Annotated in this window: 16 protein-coding genes; 4 read left to right on the plus strand and 12 right to left on the minus strand. The window is 65.4% G+C overall.

Translation table 11 applies throughout. The annotated features are described in order from the left end of the window. Positions 1–108: 108 nt before the first annotated feature. A complete protein-coding gene (polA, locus tag ACZK3W_RS21380) occupies positions 109–2,883 on the minus strand; it encodes a DNA polymerase I (protein WP_478450262.1) in 2,775 nt (924 codons plus the stop codon). A 98-nt stretch (positions 2,884–2,981) separates the two neighbouring features. On the opposite strand from polA, the gene ACZK3W_RS21385 reads away from it, so the two are divergent. Continuing rightward, the gene (locus ACZK3W_RS21385; protein ID WP_180837861.1) at positions 2,982–3,266 is read left to right on the plus strand and encodes a DUF2782 domain-containing protein; all 285 of its coding nucleotides are present in this window, start codon (positions 2,982–2,984) and stop codon (positions 3,264–3,266) included. A 134-nt stretch (positions 3,267–3,400) separates the two neighbouring features. Here the strand turns inward: ACZK3W_RS21385 and ACZK3W_RS21390 are convergent, their stop codons facing one another. Beyond that, on the minus strand, positions 3,401–3,847 hold the full coding sequence (locus tag ACZK3W_RS21390) for a universal stress protein (protein ID WP_005411629.1): 447 nt from the start codon (positions 3,845–3,847) through the stop codon (positions 3,401–3,403). Between the two features lie 184 nt (positions 3,848–4,031). Between ACZK3W_RS21390 and ACZK3W_RS21395 the strand changes: the two genes are divergently transcribed. Continuing rightward, on the plus strand, positions 4,032–4,178 hold the full coding sequence (locus tag ACZK3W_RS21395; RefSeq protein ID WP_006402488.1) for a hypothetical protein: 147 nt from the start codon (positions 4,032–4,034) through the stop codon (positions 4,176–4,178). An 84-nt stretch (positions 4,179–4,262) separates the two neighbouring features. Here the strand turns inward: ACZK3W_RS21395 and ACZK3W_RS21400 are convergent, their stop codons facing one another. Both ACZK3W_RS21400 and ACZK3W_RS21405 read right to left on the minus strand, forming a co-directional pair. Continuing rightward, a complete protein-coding gene (locus ACZK3W_RS21400) occupies positions 4,263–4,817 on the minus strand; it encodes a hypothetical protein (protein ID WP_180837860.1) in 555 nt (184 codons plus the stop codon). Positions 4,818–5,023: 206 nt separating this feature from the next. After that, on the minus strand, positions 5,024–5,350 hold the full coding sequence (locus ACZK3W_RS21405) for a low molecular weight protein tyrosine phosphatase family protein (protein ID WP_180837859.1): 327 nt from the start codon (positions 5,348–5,350) through the stop codon (positions 5,024–5,026). A 135-nt stretch (positions 5,351–5,485) separates the two neighbouring features. Between ACZK3W_RS21405 and ACZK3W_RS21410 the strand changes: the two genes are divergently transcribed. Then, positions 5,486–6,196 (plus strand): hypothetical protein, encoded by a 711-nt coding sequence (locus ACZK3W_RS21410; RefSeq protein WP_253143654.1) that lies wholly within the window; start codon positions 5,486–5,488, stop codon positions 6,194–6,196. Positions 6,197–6,297: 101 nt separating this feature from the next. On the opposite strand, the gene uvrD is transcribed toward ACZK3W_RS21410, so the two are convergent. From uvrD to ACZK3W_RS21450, 8 genes are all read right to left on the minus strand, one after another. After that, complete coding sequence (uvrD, locus tag ACZK3W_RS21415; protein WP_478450263.1) at positions 6,298–8,490, minus strand: DNA helicase II; 2,193 nt, start codon at positions 8,488–8,490, stop codon at positions 6,298–6,300. A 9-nt stretch (positions 8,491–8,499) separates the two neighbouring features. Further along, positions 8,500–9,921, minus strand: coding sequence for an FAD/NAD(P)-binding protein (locus ACZK3W_RS21420; protein ID WP_478450264.1), 1,422 nt, complete (start codon positions 9,919–9,921; stop codon positions 8,500–8,502). Positions 9,922–10,026: 105 nt separating this feature from the next. Further along, positions 10,027–10,659 carry a hypothetical protein gene (locus ACZK3W_RS21425; protein WP_478450265.1) on the minus strand — a complete coding sequence of 211 codons (633 nt, stop codon included), beginning with the start codon at positions 10,657–10,659 and terminating at the stop codon, positions 10,027–10,029. Positions 10,660–10,725: 66 nt separating this feature from the next. Continuing rightward, positions 10,726–12,144: a cardiolipin synthase gene (gene cls, locus ACZK3W_RS21430; protein WP_049403632.1), complete on the minus strand. Its 1,419-nt coding sequence runs from the start codon at positions 12,142–12,144 to the stop codon at positions 10,726–10,728. Between the two features lie 341 nt (positions 12,145–12,485). Continuing rightward, complete coding sequence (gene rpmG / locus ACZK3W_RS21435) at positions 12,486–12,653, minus strand: 50S ribosomal protein L33 (protein WP_170272460.1); 168 nt, start codon at positions 12,651–12,653, stop codon at positions 12,486–12,488. Between the two features lie 10 nt (positions 12,654–12,663). Beyond that, complete coding sequence (gene rpmB / locus ACZK3W_RS21440; RefSeq protein ID WP_005411638.1) at positions 12,664–12,900, minus strand: 50S ribosomal protein L28; 237 nt, start codon at positions 12,898–12,900, stop codon at positions 12,664–12,666. Between the two features lie 247 nt (positions 12,901–13,147). Beyond that, positions 13,148–13,657, minus strand: a complete 510-nt coding sequence (gene dnaQ, locus ACZK3W_RS21445; RefSeq protein WP_049462269.1) for a DNA polymerase III subunit epsilon — start codon at positions 13,655–13,657, stop codon at positions 13,148–13,150. 55 nt (positions 13,658–13,712) lie between these two features. Then, a complete protein-coding gene (locus ACZK3W_RS21450) occupies positions 13,713–14,606 on the minus strand; it encodes a LysR family transcriptional regulator (RefSeq protein WP_180837856.1) in 894 nt (297 codons plus the stop codon). Between the two features lie 108 nt (positions 14,607–14,714). Here ACZK3W_RS21450 and ACZK3W_RS21455 point away from each other — a divergent pair, with 108 nt between their 5' ends. Next, the gene (locus tag ACZK3W_RS21455) at positions 14,715–15,104 is read left to right on the plus strand and encodes a RidA family protein (RefSeq protein ID WP_180837855.1); all 390 of its coding nucleotides are present in this window, start codon (positions 14,715–14,717) and stop codon (positions 15,102–15,104) included. The last annotated feature ends 529 nt before the right edge of the window (positions 15,105–15,633 follow it).

Below are 15,633 nucleotides of genomic sequence, written 5' to 3' on the forward strand. Positions count from 1 at the left end.
TCGTGAAGGGGCCCAATTTAATGAACCTCCATCAGGGCAACATTCATGATCGAGTCAGAAACCTCTGACGAATGAACGAATTCACGTCGTTTTCGGCCTGAAACACCCTCAGTGTGCTTCGTCCCAGTTGTTGCCGATGCCGGTATCGACCACCAGCGGCACCCGCAGTTTGGCCGCTTGCGACATGCGCTCGACCACCTGCAAACGCAACTCCTCGACGAAACTGCTTTCGGTTTCGAACACCAGTTCATCGTGCACCTGCAGGATCATCCGTGCCGGTGCGCCGCTGTCACGCAGCCACTGGTCCACGTCCACCATCGCGCGCTTGATGATGTCGGCGGCGGTGCCCTGCATCGGCGCGTTGATCGCGGCGCGCTCGGCACCGGCGCGCAGGCCCTGGTTACGTGCATGAATGTCGTTCAGGTACAGGCGGCGGCCGAACAGGGTTTCCACATAGCCCTGGTCGCGGGCCTGCTGGCGCATCCGCTCCATGAAATCACGCACGCCCGGGTAGCGGCTGAAGTACAGCGCCACGTAGTCCTGCGCCTGGCCACGGTCGATGCCCAGGTTGCGCGCCAGGCCGAAGGCGCTCATGCCGTACATCAGGCCGAAGTTGATCGCCTTGGCCGCGCGGCGTTCGTTCGGGGTCACTTCCTCCAGCGTGCGCCCGAACACCTCGGCGGCGGTGGCGCGGTGCACGTCGGCGCCCTGCTCGAAGGCACGCACCAGGCCCGGGTCCTCGGACAGGTGGGCCATGATCCGCAGCTCGATCTGCGAATAGTCGGCCGCCAGCAGCTGGAAGCCCTCCGGGGCGATGAACGCACGGCGGATGCGGCGGCCATCCTCGGTGCGGATCGGGATGTTCTGCAGGTTCGGGTCTGACGAGGACAGGCGGCCGGTGGCGGCACCGGACTGGTGGTAGCTGGTATGCACCCGGCCGGTGTCCGGGTTGACCATCTCCGGCAGCTTGTCGGTGTAGGTGCTGCGCAGCTTGGCCAGGCCCCGGTAGTCCAGGATCACTCGCGGCAGCTCGTGCTGGTCGGCGATCGCCTCCAGCGCCTCTTCATTGGTGCTGGGCTGGCCCTTCGGGGTCTTCACCACCGCCGGCAGCTTCAGCTCATCGAACAGCACCGCCTGCAGCTGCTTGGGCGAATCCAGGTTGAAGCTACGGCCGGCCAGCTCGGTGGCCTTCTGCTGCGCGGCCAGCATGCGCGAGGACAGGTCCTGGCTCTGCCGGCGCAGTTCATCGGTGTCGATCCGCACGCCATTGGCTTCGATCGTGGTCAGCACCGGTACCAGTGGCATCTCGATGTCGCGGTACACGCTGTCCAGCGCCGGCTCGGCCAGCAGCTGCGGCTGCAGCGCGCGGTGCAGGCGCAGGGTGATGTCGGCGTCCTCGGCCGCATAGCGGCTGGCTTCGTCGATGCCCACCTGCGAGAACGGAATCTGCTTGGCGCCCTTGCCGGCCACGTCCTCGAACTTGATTGTGCTGTAGCCCAGGTAACGCAGGGCCAGCGAATCCATGTCGTGGCGGGTGGCGGTGGAGTTGAGCACGAAGCTCTCGAGCATGGTGTCGTCGTGGTAGCCCTGCACCTCCACGCCGTGGCGGCGCAGCACATGCAGGTCGTACTTGCCATGCTGGCCCAGCTTCTTCTTCGCCGGGTCCTGCAGCACCGGGCGCAGTGCGTCCAGCACCTGCTGCATCGGCAGCTGCGCCGGCGCGCCCGGGTAATCGTGGCCGACCGGAATATAGGCGGCCTTGCCCGGCTCGACCGCCAGGCTGATGCCCACCAAGCGCGCACGCATCGCGTCCAGCGCATCGGTTTCGGTATCGAAACTGATCAGGTCCGCCTGCTGCAGGCGCTCGACCCAGGCCTGCAGCTGCTCGGCGGTCAGCACGGTCTCGTATTCACCCGGTGCGGCCAGCGCCGGATCCAGCGTGCCGGCGGCCGGTGCCTCGGCGCTGCCACGGGCGAACCCGGCGGCGGTGCCACGCAGGCTCGGCGTTGCTTCGCTGGCGGCCGTCGGCGCCGGCAGCGGTGCACCCAGCTCCTTCAGCGCCTGGGTGAAGCCGTAGCGCGCATACAGCTCGGTCAGCTCCGGCACGTCCTGCTCGCGCAGGGCCAGCGTGGTCGGGCTGGCGTCCAGCTCTACGTCGGTGCGGATGGTCACCAGCTCGCGGTTCAGCGGCAGGCGCTCCAGCGCGGCGCGCAGGTTCTCGCCGATCTTGCCCTTCATGGTTGGCGCGGCGGCCATCACCCCGTCCAGGTGCTGGTACTCGGCCAGCCACTTGGAGGCGGTCTTCGGCCCGCATTTCTCCACGCCCGGCACGTTGTCGACGGTGTCGCCCATCAGCGCCAGCAGGTCGATGATCTGGTCGGCGCGCACGCCGAACTTCTCCATCACTGCGGCATCGGAATCCATGCGGCTGCCAGTCATGGTGTTGACCAGCTCGATGCCCGGGCGCACCAGCTGGGCAAAGTCCTTGTCGCCGGTGGAGATGGTCACCTTCAGGTCCTGTGCCACGCCCTGCAGGGCCAGTGTGCCGATCACATCATCGGCCTCCACGCCGGGAATGCGCAGGATGCTGATGCCCAAGGCTTCGACGATGCGGCACATCGGCTCGACCTGGCTGCGCAGCTCGTCGGGCATCGGCGGGCGGTTGGCCTTGTACTGGTTGTACAGGTCATCACGGAAGGTCTTGCCCGGCGCATCGACCACGAACGCCACGTAGGCCGGGCGCTCCTTCAGTGTCGAGCGCAGCATGTTGACCACGCCGAACAGCGCGCCGGTGGGTTCGCCCTGTGCATTGGACAGGGGCGGCAGCGCGTGGAACGCGCGGTACAGGTAACTGGACCCGTCGATCAGGACTAATCTGCTCATGGGTCGATTCTACGCGCCCGTGCCTGCACTGCGACGACACGGCACAGCCGCGGCGATGGGGCATAATCAAGGCTCTTTCCAGGCAAAGGCCCCCGCCGATGAAGATCCTGATGCTGGCTTCCCTGCTCCTGCTCGCTGGCTGCGCCAGCATGGGTGGCGCGGGCGCTCCCCCGGTGGACGTCAAGGGCGCGGATGTGTCCAAGCGCACCATGGACAACGGCGATGTCATCGAGGAATACCGCGTGTCCGGCCAGCTGCGCATGGTCAAGGTGACCCCGTCGCGCGGTGCCCCGTTCTATATGTACGACAAGAACGGCGATGGCCGTTTCGACAACGACAAGGACGGCGTGTCGCCGGTGTACTGGAAGCTGTACAGCTGGTGATGTGACCGGGGTCGGATCCCTGCGCTTCAGTAGATCCACGCCATGCGTGGATGGGCCCCTGCCGGCCCTACAAAAGATGACGCCGGCGCGCATCCTGCGGCCGGCGTCGGGTCCCCTCCCCGGGAACGCTTGTATCAGCGGATGACCAGCACCGGCAGCGTGCTGCGTGCCAGCACTTCAGCGGTCTGGCTGCCCAGCAGCACACGGGTCACACCACGGCGGCCATGCGAGGTCATCACGATCAGGTCGCTGTTGCGCTCGCCGGCGGTCTCGATGATGCCGTCAGCCGCATAGCGGTCCAGCACGTGCACCGGGTTGGCGGTAATGCCCTGCTCAGCCGCCTTGGCCAGCGCCGGCTGCAGCACCTTCTGCGCGCCTTCCTCGCGGTCGGCCTTGTATTCAGGGCTGTTCATGTAGCCCACGCTCCAGCCCATGGCGTCGTACATGCCGACGGCCCACGGCTCGGAAACGGTCACGATATCGACCTCGGCGTTGAGGTCCTTGGCCAGCTCCAGACCCTTGGCCAGGCCCTTGTCGGCCAGCTCGGATCCGTCGGTGGCAATCAGGATGCGCTTGTACATGGTGGGGCTCCGTGGCGGTCTGCCAGATGGGAACAACACCATTGCACACCGGATGTGCAGGGCGCGCCTTGAGCAGGATCAATCCGGCGCGGCGCAGCGGCGTGTGCGCACCGCCGGCTTGCGTACCCGGACACTGCAGCGCAAGCTGGGTGGGCGGCGGCACCGCCGCCTTGGGAGAACCCGCATGCAGGACAGCAAGCCGACACCACGAAGCCCCCTCAGGATCATCCTTTGGAGCCTCATCGCCGCCTTCGTGCTGTTCTACGGCGGCTATCATCTGGGCAAGGACATGGCGCTGCGTGACAACGCCCGGCAGTCAGCCGGCCGATAACGCTCTTCTGTAGAGCCGAGCCATGCTCGGCTGTTTTTCCCGCCAGAAGCAGCCGAGCATGGCTCGGCTCTACATTTTCTGCCCTCAGGCGATCTGCACCACGCGCGCGTTCTGGCACAGCGGATAGCTGCCGACGAACTCGGCAATCGCATCACGCATCGCTTCGAACGATTCGCCGTACATGTACAGCGCGGTCTCGGTCGGGCCCTGCCACCAGCTGCAGATCTCGCCCAGGCCGTCGATGCGCTCGGACAGCTGCTCGAACACGTGGTTGGAATCGCACTGCTCGTAGACCTCGTCCGGCAGGGTCAGGCCATCCAGGTAGATGCCCAGGCCTTCGGTCACGCCGAAGCCTCGATCAGCCTCGCCCGCCCCCTGCAGTTGCGAACCCTTCGGCGCGCCCAGCTGTTCCAGCAGGTCGATCAGCTTCGGCACGCCCGCAACGTCCACCAGCGCCACTTCGATATCGCCGTATTCGACCTCGCCGAGGTCGGACATCGCGGTGCCGCCGCCAGTCAGCTCACCCACCTGCGCCGCCTGCAGCAGCGCATCGAGCGGATCCTCGAACAGTTCATGACGATGCTCGGGCTGCAGCTTGGCGTTCAACTTCACGGTGACGTGCAACGTGGGTTCGGTCATCGGGGCGTTCCTGGAAGATGTCAGGCCCCATTGTAGAGTCGAAGGTAGCGGCAGGAGCCGCTGCCAACGTCGCTTGCGACGGCCCGAAGGGTGCCGGTCAGGACGACCGACATAGCTTGCTCGACTGCCTTTGTAGAGTCGAGCCGTGCTCGACTGCCTTTCCCACCAGAAGCAGCCGAGCATGGGCTCGGCTCTACAACAGCCCGTCAGCGCAGGAACGGCGCCACCTTGCGCTTGAGCAACTCCACCAGCACCGGGTCCATGTAGTCGTAATCGTCCGGGATTTCCAGGCAGATCACCCGCTTGCCGTTCAGCCATGCCTTGTAACGGCTGGACAGACGGTTGCGGTGCGCCTTTTCCATAACGAACACCAGGTCCGCCCACTGCAGCAACTCGGGGCTGAGTACTTCCTCGGCGTCGGCCAGCAACCCGGCCGAGGCGGTCTCGATGCCCGGCCAATCGGCAAATACCTGCTCGGCGGTGGGGCTGCGCAGGCGGTTCTGGCTGCAGAGGAAGAGCACGTTGCGGGTCATGCCCGCAGCGTATCGGGGTCGGACTCCTTTTCCAACGGAAAAGGGCTCTGACGCCAACCGGGTGCTTTCAGACAAGTTGCATGGCCGGAAGACCTTCAGCAAACCATTATGTGCCTTTCCACCATCCAGATGCCCATGATCACCAAGGATGACCTGTTAACGACGTTCGCAGAGGTAGCCGAGGCCCACGGCTGCTACTTCAGCAGGTACGTAGTCGCGACCTACACGCTCTATTGCTGCATAAGGAATGCCAAGGCACATGACCTCGCGATCGCGTCCAAGAATGTCGATGATCCGGAATTCGCCGCCAGCGTTGTGCTGAACGCACCGCACAATCTTTCACATGATGGGCCAACGATCTTCGAGATTCCACCCAACGCCTACGGGTTTACCCATGCGATGGCGGTTCCCAGCATGTATCACGGGCTTCTGAACCGAATCGAGAAGCGCACGGGTCTGTTCCTGTGCCTGCCGATCTTCCGGTGTGAATTCAACGGCAACGAATCAGAAGATGACTTCAGGTGGTCCACACATCACATCGTTGACGTCAACAACTGGCATAGGACCAGGCAGCCGAAGATAAGCGTGTACTTCGACAATCCCCGCACTGGCGGCGGAACGGACAAGGGCGGCGCCATCGTGAGCCTGGAGACATTGATTGCCGAGATCGACAACCTCAACGGCGTGGGCAACGGCTTCATCGAGATCACCAACTACCGCGGCGAGGTGATCGAGGTGCTGTCGCCGGCGGAAGGCCACTATGTGTTGATCCGCAACCGCCAGGATGAAGAAGCGATGGATCGCGCGAGCGTGATTTCCGCGGTGGAGAAATTCACCTCAGAATGACGCGCCACCGCTTTCGTACAGTCGAGCTTGCTCGACTGAACGCGCAAAGCAGTCGAGCAAGCTCGACTCTACAGGAGAGATTCTCCCCTCCCCGACGGTGATCAGATCACCGTCAGGTTGGCATACGCCATCACCAGCCACTTGCTGCCGGCGTCGGCGAACTCGACCTGCACGCGGGCGTGGGCGCCGTTGCCTTCGTAGTCGGTCACCATGCCTTCGCCGAACTTGGGATGGGTGACCAGCGCGCCGAGCTTCAGCGGCGGCGCCTCGATCGAGGCGTGGCCCATTACCCGGCTCGCGCCCATCGAGGCCGGGCGCGAGACCTGCACCTTCGGGCGCACTTCGTGCAGCAGCTCGCGCGGAATCTCGCGCAGGAAGCGCGACGGCAGGCTGTAGTTGTCCTGGCCATGGATGCGGCGCGATTCGGCGTAGCTCAGCACCAGTTTCTGGCGTGCGCGGGTGATGCCGACGTAGGCCAGGCGGCGCTCTTCTTCCAGCCGCCCGCTTTCCTCCAGCGAACGTGCGCTGGGGAACAAGCCTTCTTCCAGGCCGGCCAGGAACACCAGCGGGAATTCCAGGCCCTTGGCCGAGTGCAGGGTCATCAGCTGCACGCCGTCCTCGCCCGCCTGCGCTTGGCCCTCGCCGGCCTCCAGCGCGGCATAGGCCAGGAATGCGACCAGCTCGTCCATGTCCTCGCCCACTTCCTCGATGTCGTCGGCGCGGCGCACGAAGCGCGAGGCCACCGAGACCAGTTCGTCGAGGTTGTCGGTGCGCGATTCCGAGTCCAGCGCGTTGCGGCTTTCCTTGCTCCAGTGCTCGCGCAGCTGCGAGCGGGCCAGCACGTGGTCCACGCGCTCGGCCAGGGTCATGTGCAGGGTCTGCGCCTGCAGCTCGTTGACCAGCACCAGGAAGCCGGCCAGTGCATTGCGCGCACGTGCGGCCAGCGCGCTGCCCTGGGTGACCAGCATGGTCGCTTCCCACAGCGAAATACCCTGCGCGCGCGCCTCGCGGCGCACTTCGTCCAGCGTGCGGTCGCCGATGCCACGGGTGGGCGTGTTGACCGCGCGCTCGAAGGCGGCGTCATCGTTGCGGTTGGACAGCAGGCGCAGGTAAGCCAGCGCGTCCTTGATTTCGGCACGTTCGAAGAAGCGCATGCCGCCGTACACGCGATAGGGCACCTGTTCGCTCAGCAGCGCCTCTTCCAGCGCGCGCGACTGCGCGTTGCTGCGGTAGAGCACGGCCACTTCGGTGTAGCTGCCACCGTCGCGCACCCACTGGCGGGCACGCTCGACGATGTAGCGCGCCTCGTCCATCTCGTTGTACGCCGCGTACAGGTCAATCGGTTCTCCGTCGCCACTGTCGGTCCACAGCTGCTTGCCGATGCGATCCGGGTTGTGCGCGATCACCGCATTGGCAGCGCCGAGGATGTTGGCAGTGGAGCGATAGTTCTGTTCCAGGCGGATGGTCTGCGCACCTGGGAAATCACGCAGGAAGCCCTGCACGTTCTCGACCTTGGCACCGCGCCAGCCGTAGATGGCCTGATCATCGTCGCCGACCACGAACACGTGGCCGGAATCGCCGGCCAGCACGCGCACGAAGGCGTACTGGATGGCATTGGTGTCCTGGAACTCGTCCACCAGGATCTCGCGGAAGCGGGCGCGGTAGTGCGCCAGCAGCGCCGGGTTGTCGCGCAGCAGTTCGTGCGCGCGCAGCAGCAGCTCGGCAAAGTCGACCAGGCCGGCGCGGTCGCAGCGCGCCTGGTACTCGATGTAGGCCTGGCGCATGGTTTCCAGCCACGCATCATGCGGCTCGGGCTGGATGTGCTGCGGGCGGCGACCCTCATCCTTCTGTTCGTTGATCCACCACGCGATCTGCTTGGCCGGGTACTTGCCGTCGTCCAGCTCCAGCGCCTGCACCACGCGCTTGACCAGCCGCAGCTGGTCGTCCGAATCCATCACCTGGAAGCCTTCGGGCAGCTTCGCGTCCTGCCAGTGCAGGCGCAGCAGGCGGTTGGCCAGGCCGTGGAAGGTACCGATCCACATGCCACGGCTGCCGTTGGGCAGCTGGGCATCGATGCGGTGGCGCATTTCGCCGGCCGCCTTGTTGGTGAAGGTCACCGCGAAAATGCCGTGGGTCGGCACGCCATCGACTTCATGCAGCCAGGCGATGCGGTGGGTGAGTACGCGGGTCTTGCCGGAACCGGCACCGGCCAGCACCAGGTGGTGGCCGGGGGGAGCGGAGACGGCTTCGCGCTGGGCCGGGTTCAGGCCATCAAGCAGGTGGGAGACATCCATGCCCCCATTTTACGGCATCGCCGTCGCGGCTCCTGCGACCACCTGGGTGGCCAGTGCCTGCGCCTGCTGACGCAGTTCAGGCACCGCCAGGCTTTCCCACAGGCTGCCGATGCGCAGGCTGCCGAGCACGCCCAGCCGTGCCTGCGGCTGGCCACCGGCTGCACGCAGGCGGTCGCCCGGCACCGTGCTGTCCAGGCCCAGCCCATGCGGGCCGGGGCGGGCCAGGCCATCGGCCTGCAGCTGCTGCAGCAGCGGATTGCGTAGCGCACTGGCGCGGGTTTCCACGCCGGTAGCGTTGATCACGCCGCTGATCGTCCACTGCTGTTCATTGCCGGTGGCATCGCGACCCGACAGCCGCAGGGCATCGCCTTCGCGGCCGACGCGTTGCAGGCGGGACCGGTGAATACGCAGTTGGCCGCTTTCGATCAGCGCCTGCAGCTGTGCGTCGACCTCTTCGGCGATGCGGTGGCGATGCACGTCCCAGTAGCGCACCACATGGCGCAGGAAGCGGCGCTGGTCGGCCGCGTCGAGGCTACGCCACAGCGCCTGCCCGTGCGGACGGATGCGGTCCATCACGCCCTGCCACGGCAGGCCGTCGGCCTGTGCCTGGCGTGCGAACCCACGCAACGCGCGCAGGCGCTGGCGCAGGTTCATCGGCAACAGCGTGGCCGGGTCGAACGTGGGCAGGCCGCCGTGCGCATGCGGCAACGGCAGCAGGCCGTGGCGCGAGATCACGTGCAGCGGGCCGGTGTGGCCGGCAGCGACCAATGCCAGGACGGTGTCGGCCATGCTCAGGCCGGAGCCGACGATGGCCACGGCCTGCTCGCCGGCCAGGGTGCGCACGCCGTCGTAGTCCCAGGCCTCGATCACGTCATCGGCGGGCAGTGCCTCGGCACCGGCTACCGGCAGCGGTCGCATGCTGTTGCCGGTGGCCAGCACCGCCTGCGCGGCGTGCAGAGTGCTGCCATCGCCGAGTGTCAGCTGGTAGCCATGGTCATCCGGCTGTAGGCCCAGCACCGGCTGCGCGATCACCTGCAGCTGTGCCGGGCTGGTCGCAGCGGCCTCCTGCAGGCGCTGCTGCAGGTAGGCAGCAAAGTAGTGGCGGCACACATAGCGCTCGCCCAGCACCTCGCGCGCCTCGCCCGGGTAGGCATTGGCGGCCATCAGGTAGTCGAGGAAATCGCCGGGCTGGTCGGCAAACGCACTCATCTTCGCCGCCGGCACGTTCAGCAGGTGCTCCGGCCACGGCGTGGCATAGGCGATACCCTGGGCCAGCTGCGAGGCGGGTTCGAAGATGGCCAGCGCCAACGGCGCCTTGGCCTGGCGCAATACCTGGATCGCCACCAGCACCCCGGCCGCACCACCACCGATGATCGCCAGGTCCAGTTCGCCATTACGCGGTGAATCAATCATGTGCCGATTGTAGGCCATCGGCGATGACAGGCCGGATTGCCGAAATGGGCGGGATGGGCACAGCCTTATGTCGAAGTCCAAAGATCCGAAGAAGGCAAGAGGCGGCAATCCGGGAGCGCTAGCTCAGGAAGATGCTCTCACCTGACTGATCCGGATGGTGAACATTGCCTGTAGCAGGAGCTTGCTGACTGCATCGATATCGCCAGCGATTTTCTCGACCTCTGGAACGGAGTACCCCTCTGATATCTCCCCTGGGAACATCATGGCTTCCCTTATCGCTTCGCTCTCACCAGGTGTTCCAGCCAATTGCTGGACATCCAGTAGCTTTAGTGAGAAGGCAAGGTATTGATCACGGTGAACACGGTAGAGGCGATTTCTGTCCGCTGCCTTTCGTGCCCAAGTGTCATGTTGAACCCTATTGCGCAGGAGCCGAACTGCGTCTAGTGAATCCAAGGCTTCGTTGACAATTTGCAGCTCCAGACCGCTCAAGTTCTCGACCGCGATCCTCCGTGCTTCATCGGTCGCCTTCTTCGCAGTGCCGTACTTCTTGAGCCTCGCCTCTGCTACCTCCGGCGTCGTGTTCAGCAGTACTGCAAATAGGCAGTAGAGATTGATCTCTGCTTGAGCCCAAGTCGAAGCGACAGCCCCTACGGCAGCAGCAAAGCCCTGCACGTCATCAACAACATATGGCCCAACCTCAATGAGCAAATTTCCGCCTTCATCGAATATTTGCAGTCCATGATTTTCATTGCTCATTACGGCCGTAGCTCCCTGTCAACATAATGTTCAATAAATCGAACAACGGTTTTTCGCTAGCCTTCCTCACATCAACGCATCGGCCAGCCGTGCAATACCTTCGCGGCTGCGCCGCCACGCAGGGCGGCTGCGCCACTGCTGCAGGTCCAACTGCCGCGACTCGCGCAGGTAGCCATCCTCTATCGCGCACAGCTGCTGCACCAGCGCGCGGTCGTAGCAGATCAGGCCGATCTCGGCATTCAGCGCGAACGAGCGGATATCCATGTTGATCGAGCCGAGCACGGCGATGTCCTCATCCACGCTCATGTGCTTGGCGTGCAGGAACTGCGGCTCGTACAGCGCGATGCGCACACCACAGCGCAGCAGCTCATCGTAGTAGGCCTCCTGCGCCCACGACGTCAGCCGCTGGTTGTTGCTGGCAGACAGGATCAGCTGCACCTGCACGCCGGACAACGCCGCAATGCGCAAGGCGCTGAGCGTGGCTTCGTCCGGCACGAAGTACGGGGTGACCATCACCAGCCGGCGTCGCGCCAGGTGGATCAGCGCGGCTACCGCGTCGCGCGCGTTGCTGTACGGGTAGGCCGGGCCGCTGGGCAGCAGCTGGGTGGCGATGTCGTCGCCGCATTCGGGCACATCGGTGATCACATCCAGGCGCTGGCCGGTCTCCATGTACCAGTCGCTGGCGAATACGGCTTCCAGATGCGCCACCGCCGGGCCACGCACGCGCGCCACCAGCTCGCGGTTCGGGTGGCCCGGCACGAACTGCGGGCCCGCCAGGTTCTGCGAACCGACGTAGGCCACTTCGTTGTCGATCACCGCGATCTTGCGGTGGTTGCGCAGGTCCATGCGCCCGCTGCGGCGCCAGCGCAGGCCACCGGGCAGCATCGCGCGCACTTCGATGTCGCGCGCCTGCAGGCGCTTGCGATAGGCGCGCAGGCCACGCTTGGCGCCCACCGCATCGAGCAGCACGCGGCACTGCACGCCACGCGCGGCGGCACGCTGCAAGGCCTCGACAATGGCCTCGCCGACCGCGTCATCGAACATCAGGTAGTACAGCAGGTGCACGCGGTCTTCGGCCTGGTCGATGTCGGCGATCAGCGTGTGCAGCGACTCGTCGTAGTCGGTCAGCAGATCGACGGCGTTGCCGTGCACCGGCATGAAATCGCCCTGGCGCTGCACCAGCGGCACGATCTCAGCGCTGGCGGTGTCGGGCTGTGGGGTCCAGCGCAGGCGATGCTGCAGCGCCTGCTCCTCGCGGATCACCTGCGAGGCCTCGGCCTGGCGGCGGATGCGCTCGCGCGACAGCCACGGGTGGCCGAACAGCAGGTACAGCGGCAGGCCCAGCAGTGGCACGAAGCCGACCAGCAGCAGCCAGCTGCGCGCCGCCCCCGGCGTGGTGCGGGTGGGAATCCAGCACAGCGCGACCAGCCGGATCAGCCAGTCGATCAGCAGCAGGTAGGAACCCAGCAACCACTCGAACAGCATCGCGTCGCCCGTCGGGAGGTGATGGGCCATTCTGCCCAGCGGGGTGTGTAGAGTCGAGCCACGCTCGACTGCTTTGAAGCCGTGTGCCAACCAAGGTTGGCACCTACCGGGTGGGGGGGACAGCGTGTCGACCAAGGTCGACACCTACCGGGGGTGGGGACGGCGTGCCAACCAAGGTTGGCACCTACCGGGTGAAGGGACAGCGTGTCGACCAAGGTCGACACCTACCGGGGGCGGGACAAGTTGCCGACCAACGGTCGGCACCCACCCTCTGGATGCCAGGCATGAAAAAACCCGCCACAAGGGCGGGTTTCTTCGCGGGGATCAGCAATCCTTGCGGATTACTTGATCTTGCCTTCCTTGTACGGGACGTGCTTGCGCACGACCGGATCGTACTTGGAGAATTCCATCTTCCCCGGGGTGTTCTTCTTGTTCTTGTCGGTCGTGTAGAAGTGACCGGTACCAGCGGTCGAAATCATACGGACCTTATCGCGCTTGCCTGCCATGATCGTCTACTCCTCAGACCTTTTCGCCGCGCGCACGCAGCTCAGCCAGAACGGAATCGATACCGTTCTTGTCGATGGTGCGCAGTGCATGCGCGGAAACACGAAGCTTCACCCAGCGGTTTTCGCTGGCAACCCAGAAGCGGCGCTCGTGCAGATTCGGCAGGAAACGACGACGGGTCTTGTTGTTGGCGTGCGAGACGTTGTTACCCGTCTGCACTCGCTTGCCGGAAACCTGGCATACGCGGGACATTGCGCACCTCGATAGTAAGTTGTGTCAGCCCGTAGCCCGGGAGACGGCGGCCTCGATGGTTGCCCACCACACGTCAAGAGAATCAAAGGGTTACGCTGGCGTTGGGCGGCCGGGGACGTGCTCCCGGAGGCGCCGCCCGGTAGAAAACCGGACACAGCGAGCCGCGCATTATGCACGGGTTCAAGCACTTGCGCAAGTTACCCACAGGCTGGGGCTGAATGCGACGGTCGCTCCCTGTAGAACCAGCTCAGCGCAGATGCGGAATCACCTGGGCCAGTAGATGGGCATCCTTCAACGCGCCGTGCAGGCCGCGCTGGCTGGGAATGCGCAGGCGCTGCAGCACATCATCCAGCTTGTTGCCCTGACCCGGCCAGCGCCCGCGCGCCAGCTTCAAGCTGCAGGTAATGCGGCAATGCTGGGCCAGCGTGCCGGGGATGCCAGCCAGGCGCAGCTCGTTGTCCAGGAAACCCACGTCGAAGGTGGCGTTGTGCGCGACCATCTCGCTGCCACGCAGGAACTCCAGCAGCTCGGCGGCCTTGCTGGAGAACAGTGGCTTGCCCACCAGCATCGCGTCGCTGATGCCGTGCACGCGCTGCGCGCCCCAGTCCACCTTGCGCTGCGGCTGCAGGTAGGTGTGGAACTGGCGGCCGGTGAGCTGGCCATCGATCAGTTCGACGGCACCGATTTCGATCACCCGGTGCCCCAGGCGGTGGGAGATGCCGGTGGTTTCGGTATCCAGTGCGACGATGCGGCTCATCAGGGTGTGCGTTCTCCAGTACGTGCAGCCGGATTTTCGCACGCGACCGATGCACTCACCCCAACGCTTCCACCACCCAATCAATGAACACCCGCAGCCGCTGGCTCATGTGCCGGTTCGGCGGGAACATCACATGCATCGGCATGGGCGGCAGCTGCCAGTCCTCCAGCACCGGCAGCAGCTCGCCGCGCGCCAGATGCGGCTCGGCCATGTAGCTGGGCAGCGCGACCACGCCCAGCCCCGCCAACGCAGCGGCCAGATAGGCGTTGCCGTCGTCGAAGCCGACCGTGTAGCGGCCCTGCACCTCGACGCGCTCATCGCCGCGATGGGCGCGGAACACGCGGGCGCGGCCACTGCGCGGGCTGAGGAAACCGACCATGTGGTGATCGGGCCCTTCCAGCGCGCGCGGGTCGGTCGGCACGCCGAAGCGCTGCACATAGCCGGGGCTGGCATGGAAGCCGATCGGCAGCGCAGCAAGCGGCCGCGCCACCAGCGCCGGGTCGGCCGGCGTGCCGCCACGGATCACGCAATCCACGTTGTCAGCGATGACATCGACCTCGCGGTCACTCACGCCGATGTCCAGCTGGATCTCCGGGTAGCGCGCCTGGAAATCCGGCAGCGCCGGCACCAGCCGCAGCCGCGCGTAGGGTCCGGGCACGTCCACCCGCAGGCGCCCGCGCGGCTGGGTGGCCGCATCGCCCAGCCCGCCCTCCACCTCTTCCAGCTCGGCCAGCAGGCGGGCGATGCGCGGGTAATAGGCCGCGCCATCGGCGGTGACGCTGACCCGGCGCGTGGTGCGGTTGAGCAACCGCAGCCGCAGGTGCGCCTCCAGCTGCTGCACCAGCTGGGTGGCCGTGGTGCGGCTGATCTGCAGGGTCTGCGCGGCGCGGGTGAAGCTGCCGGTTTCCACTACCCGGGCAAAGGCCCGCATCGCCTCGAAACGGTCCATGGTGGGTCATGATTGTTTGGAATTGGCGATCAATCTAGGCCGATCATCGCGGTTTATCCAGACAGCGCTGGCGCGGAGGATGGGCGTTCTCTCCCACGGGATCTTCCCATGTCACAGCGTGATGTCGTTTTCCCCGCCAGCCGCCAGACCCTGTACGAGCGCAACCGCTACTCGCCAGCGATCCGATCCAACGGCTTCCTGTTCGTTTCCGGCCAGGTCGGCAGCCGCGAGGACGGCTCGCCCGAACCGGATTTCGAAGCGCAGGTGCGCCGCGCCTTCGAAAATCTCAATGCGGTACTGGCTGCCGCCGGCTGCAGCTTCGATGACGTGGTCGACGTGACCGTGTTCCTGGTCGACCCCGAGAAGAACTTCGAGAAGGCGTGGGCGATCGTGCCCGAGTACTGGGGCGAAGCACCGCACCCGACCCTGACCGGCATCGGCGTGACCTGGCTGTACGGATTCCAGTTCGAGATCAAGGTGATCGCGAAGCTGCCGTGATACGGGTAGTGCCGGCCGCTGGCCGGCAATGTGTCGGAGGTCGAAAAGCGTGTCGACCAAGGTCGACACCTACCAGGGCAGTCGGCGTGACCTGGCTGTATGGTTCCAGTTCGAGATCAACTTGATCGCGAAGCTGCCTGCAGACCGGTAGTGCCGGCCGCTGGCCGGCAACGTGTCGGGGGCCGAAAAGCGTGTCGACCAAGGTCGACACCTACCAGGGCAGTCGGCGTGACCTGGCTGTACGGGTTCCAGTTCGAGATCAAGGTGATCGCGAAGCTGCCGTGATACGGGTAGTGCCGGCCGCTGGCCGGCAATGTGTCGCAGGTCGAAAAGCGTGTCGACCAAGGTCGACACCTACCAGGGCAGTCGGCGTGACCTGGCTGTATGGTTCCAGTTCGAGATCAAGGTGATCGCGAAGCTGCCTGCAGACCGGTAGTGCCGGCCGCTGGCCGGCAACAACGTGTCGGGTTCGAAAAGCGTGTCGACCAAGGTCGACACCTACCAGGGCAGTCAGCGTGACCTGGCTGTA

It is taken from the genome of Stenotrophomonas sp. 80084_Sma, assembly GCF_056481995.1.